The organism is Geobacillus thermopakistaniensis, assembly GCF_000498995.1.
Lineage (GTDB): Bacteria > Bacillota > Bacilli > Bacillales > Anoxybacillaceae > Geobacillus > Geobacillus thermoleovorans.
This window is the reverse complement of the sequence record NZ_AYSF01000119.1, coordinates 1-3217: the sequence shown is the minus strand read 5'-3', so window position 1 is coordinate 3217 and position 3217 is coordinate 1. Positions and strand designations below refer to the sequence as shown.

The 3217-nt window shown below is 53.2% G+C and carries 6 protein-coding genes; 3 read left to right on the top strand and 3 right to left on the bottom strand.

Features of this window, described 5'->3' with window-relative positions; all coding sequences use genetic code 11:
- On the top strand, positions 1 to 899 hold an 899-nt coding region (locus T260_RS121385; protein ID WP_023634698.1), incomplete at its 5' end, for an ATP-binding protein.
- A 56-nt stretch (positions 900 to 955) separates the two neighbouring features.
- On the opposite strand, the gene T260_RS121390 is transcribed toward T260_RS121385, so the two are convergent.
- Positions 956 to 1162, bottom strand: a complete 207-nt coding sequence (locus T260_RS121390; RefSeq protein WP_011231108.1) for a DUF6501 family protein — start codon at positions 1160 to 1162, stop codon at positions 956 to 958.
- 171 nt (positions 1163 to 1333) lie between these two features.
- Between T260_RS121390 and T260_RS121395 the strand changes: the two genes are divergently transcribed.
- Positions 1334 to 2107: an SDR family NAD(P)-dependent oxidoreductase gene (locus tag T260_RS121395; RefSeq protein ID WP_011231107.1), complete on the top strand. Its 774-nt coding sequence runs from the start codon at positions 1334 to 1336 to the stop codon at positions 2105 to 2107.
- Positions 2108 to 2173: 66 nt separating this feature from the next.
- Complete coding sequence (locus tag T260_RS121400; RefSeq protein ID WP_173400022.1) at positions 2174 to 2350, top strand: hypothetical protein; 177 nt, start codon at positions 2174 to 2176, stop codon at positions 2348 to 2350.
- 182 nt (positions 2351 to 2532) lie between these two features.
- On the opposite strand, the gene T260_RS121405 is transcribed toward T260_RS121400, so the two are convergent.
- Together T260_RS121405 and T260_RS1000000139325 are read right to left on the bottom strand one after the other, a co-directional pair.
- Positions 2533 to 2727, bottom strand: a complete 195-nt coding sequence (locus T260_RS121405) for an NETI motif-containing protein (RefSeq protein ID WP_015374752.1) — start codon at positions 2725 to 2727, stop codon at positions 2533 to 2535.
- Between the two features lie 124 nt (positions 2728 to 2851).
- Complete coding sequence (locus T260_RS1000000139325; RefSeq protein ID WP_011231104.1) at positions 2852 to 3001, bottom strand: YflJ family protein; 150 nt, start codon at positions 2999 to 3001, stop codon at positions 2852 to 2854.
- Positions 3002 to 3217: the final 216 nt, after the last annotated feature.

The window sequence follows — 3217 nt, the reverse complement described above, 5'->3', positions numbered from 1 at the left end:
TTTTCGGCAAGCTTTTTATGTCGCTTTGGCTGACGTTTTTGCTCGCGGTGCTGACGACATTTGTCGCCGTGATTGTTGCTGATTTTCCGGTAACGAAGCCATATATCGTGTATTTTATTATGATGCCGCCGTTCGTCATGATGTTCGCTGTCTATTTGATGGAGACGCTTCATGAGGCGCAGCTCGCTCGGGCAGAGCTGATGAAGATGGAAAAAATGCAGATCGTCAGCCAAATGGCGGCCAGCATTTCCCATGAAATCCGCAACCCGCTCACCGTCGTCAAAGGATTCATCCAGCTGCTGCAAACTGGTCGGCTGCCGCGCGAAACCGAAGAGCGGTACATTCGCATCGCCTTAGAGGAACTCGAGCGGGCGGAAGCCATCATCCGCGACTATTTGACGTTTGCCAAACCGGCGCCAAAAGAGACCGAGCCGATTGATGTCGCCACCCAGCTTCAGAAAGTGCTGCAAATGATTACGCCAATGGCGCATATGCATTCGATCCATGTATCCTCTTCCCTCGAACATGGTGTCGTCATCGGAAACGTACAATATTTCCAACAGTGTTTTCTCAACTTGTTGAAAAACAGCATTGAGGCGATGCCGAACGGCGGCACGCTCCATGTTGCGGCCGAGAACCGGGGGGCATCAGTCGTCATCACCATTTCCGACAACGGCGTTGGCATGACGAAAGAACAAGTGCGCCGCTTCGGCGAGCCATACTTCAGCACAAAAGAAAAAGGCACTGGGCTTGGTGCGATGGTCGCCGTCAAAATCATCGAACAAATGGGAGGAACGTGGACGATCGAAAGCGCCGTACAAAAAGGGACGACGTTGACGATCACGCTGCCGGCAAGCCGGTTGCGGCCGCCGACGGCGGAACAAAGCGCCGCCGGCTGATCGAAAAAACGGATGCCCTGTTTCGGACATCCGTTTTTTCTTGGCTATTGGCGCGATCACTTGACTTCCTCAAAATAATCTTTGTAAAACCCGCCGACTTTTCCGCTGTTGTCGATGACAAAATAAAACTCGTCCGTTTCGCTTTTCACTTCATATACTTTGCCCGGCGTCAACACATTGCTGACCATGTACTTTTCCGCGTTCGTGTGAACGCACTTTACTTTTTTGATCGTCGGCCGGGTCGCCCATGTGTGATGAATCATGGCGTCATCCCCTTATCTAGATGGTGTTCTCTTTTTTATTGTAGCGGGACGGCGCGCCGGCTGCAACTTGGAATTCCCGCTTCCTGCCAAACAGCGATGCCAATGATTGGCTGCAACAGGGGATCATGCTATCATGAGGATGTACCGACGATTCTGAAAGGGGAGATTTCGATGTTTTTGCCTTCGTTTCGCTTGGACGGAAAAACGGCGTTAGTGACGGGAGCCGGACGCGGCATCGGCCGGGCGATCGCGATCGGGTTCGCTGAAGCCGGGGCCGATGTGGCGCTCATCGCCCGCACGGAAGCTGATTTGCAAGAAACGGCAAGCCATATCGAACAGTTCGGCCGGAAAGCGTACATATATCCGCTTGATGTCATCGACCGGAAAGCCGTGCATGACGCCGTCGCCAATGTCAAACAACAAGCCGGATCACTTGATATCGTTGTCAACAACGCTGGCATGAACATCCGCACCCCGGCTTTGGATGTGACGGATCATGAGTGGGAAACGATTATGAACACCAACTTAAAGTCGGCGTTTCTCGTCTCACAAGAAGCCGGTCGCGTCATGAAAGAACAAAAGCAAGGCGGAAACATCATCAACATCGCTTCCGTCGCCGGCCATGTCGCCTTGCGCACCGGGGTTGTGTATGCGGCGACAAAAGCGGCGCTCATCCAAATGACGAAAGTGCTGGCGTTTGAGTGGGGGCGCTACGGCATACGCGTCAACGCGATCGGCCCATGGTATTTCCGGACGCCGCTCACCAAAACGCTGCTTGAGGACGAAGCGTATGTGAACGACATTTTGGCCGTCACGCCGCTCAAGCGGATTGGCGAGCTGCCTGAGCTCGTCGGCCCGGCTGTGTTCCTCGCCTCCGATGCGTCAAGCTATATAACCGGCCAAACGCTATTCGTCGATGGCGGCATGACGATCCACGGCTTTTGAGTAAAACACGCCTTGATGACGCACCCTATAAACGCAGCAGTCCATATCCACAAGGGGGTACCAATGATGGATGAGCAAGAAAGCAAACGGCAATTTCAAGACGATCTGGACCAATACCGAATGGACAACGTCATACACGCCCCGAAGCACTATGTGTACCAAGTCGGCTACGAAGCATCAAGCGGCAACCCGACCGGCGGCCATCGAGACGCGAAAAAAACGCGCGAATGGCCGCACAGCTAGACCGGGAAGGAACTCCCTTTCCGGTTTTTTTGGCTGGCCGATCTCCCCGCTTTGTATAGGCGGCGATCGTTGGGAAAAGAACTTCCTTCGCAATTTTTTGATGAATTCTCTTGCCCCTATAACCAGAGCCCGTCGAATCTGCGGCCGCGCCTTCAGCCTAAGGTGGAGCCAACAACCGCCCGTTATGGCTCATCGCGCACACCCTCAAATTCGATGATGCGCCCGCACGGCTCAACCATCGTTTCGCCGTTCGTTTCCACTTCGCGGAAAATCGGCTGCTCGATGCGGCGGACAGGGCGGTAGCCTTCCTGTTTCATTCGCGCTAAACAGGCGGCGATCGTTTCCCCTTCCGCTACAGTAAACCGTTTTTTCTTCATCGCTTTCCTGGCCAAAGAGGCGCGCCCTCCCTCCTCCCACTAGAAATGTTGACATATCAAGGCTTCACGGCCTTTCCTTATAACTATTGTACCCCAAAAAAGAAGCCGGATCGCTTCATCCGGTTCAGCATGTTTTCTGCACATATTTTCGGTACAGCCCGTACAGCTCCGCCGCCTTGTACGTTTCAATTTTTTTCCGTCCAACCGGATGACGGGCGATGCCCGCCTTTTTCAACTCAGCCACAAGCCATCCTTTCGAGCCGAAATGCGCCATGGGCGCTCCCCCTCCTTTTTCGTGCGGCTTGTCTTTATATATATGCGCCTAAACAGGGGATAAGAACGCCTTTGGCAACAGCTTATTCATGCTTGCCGCCATGCCCTTTTCCGTGCTTTTTTTCTTTTTTCTCTTTTTTGTTTTTTCCTTTTTCATGGCCGGGCGTACGCGGTTTTTCCTTCACCTTTTTTTCGGCCGCGTTTTAGACCGTATTGC

Excerpts from the sequence above, each read along its gene's own strand:
- T260_RS121390 (WP_011231108.1), bottom strand. The coding sequence starts at position 1,162 with ATGATTCATCACACATGGGCGACCCGGCCGACGATCAAAAAAGTAAAG.
- T260_RS121395 (WP_011231107.1), top strand. The coding sequence starts at position 1,334 with ATGTTTTTGCCTTCGTTTCGCTTGGACGGAAAAACGGCGTTAGTGACG.
- T260_RS121400 (WP_173400022.1), top strand. The coding sequence starts at position 2,174 with ATGGATGAGCAAGAAAGCAAACGGCAATTTCAAGACGATCTGGACCAA.
- T260_RS121405 (WP_015374752.1), bottom strand. The coding sequence starts at position 2,727 with ATGAAGAAAAAACGGTTTACTGTAGCGGAAGGGGAAACGATCGCCGCC.
- T260_RS1000000139325 (WP_011231104.1), bottom strand. The coding sequence starts at position 3,001 with ATGGCGCATTTCGGCTCGAAAGGATGGCTTGTGGCTGAGTTGAAAAAG.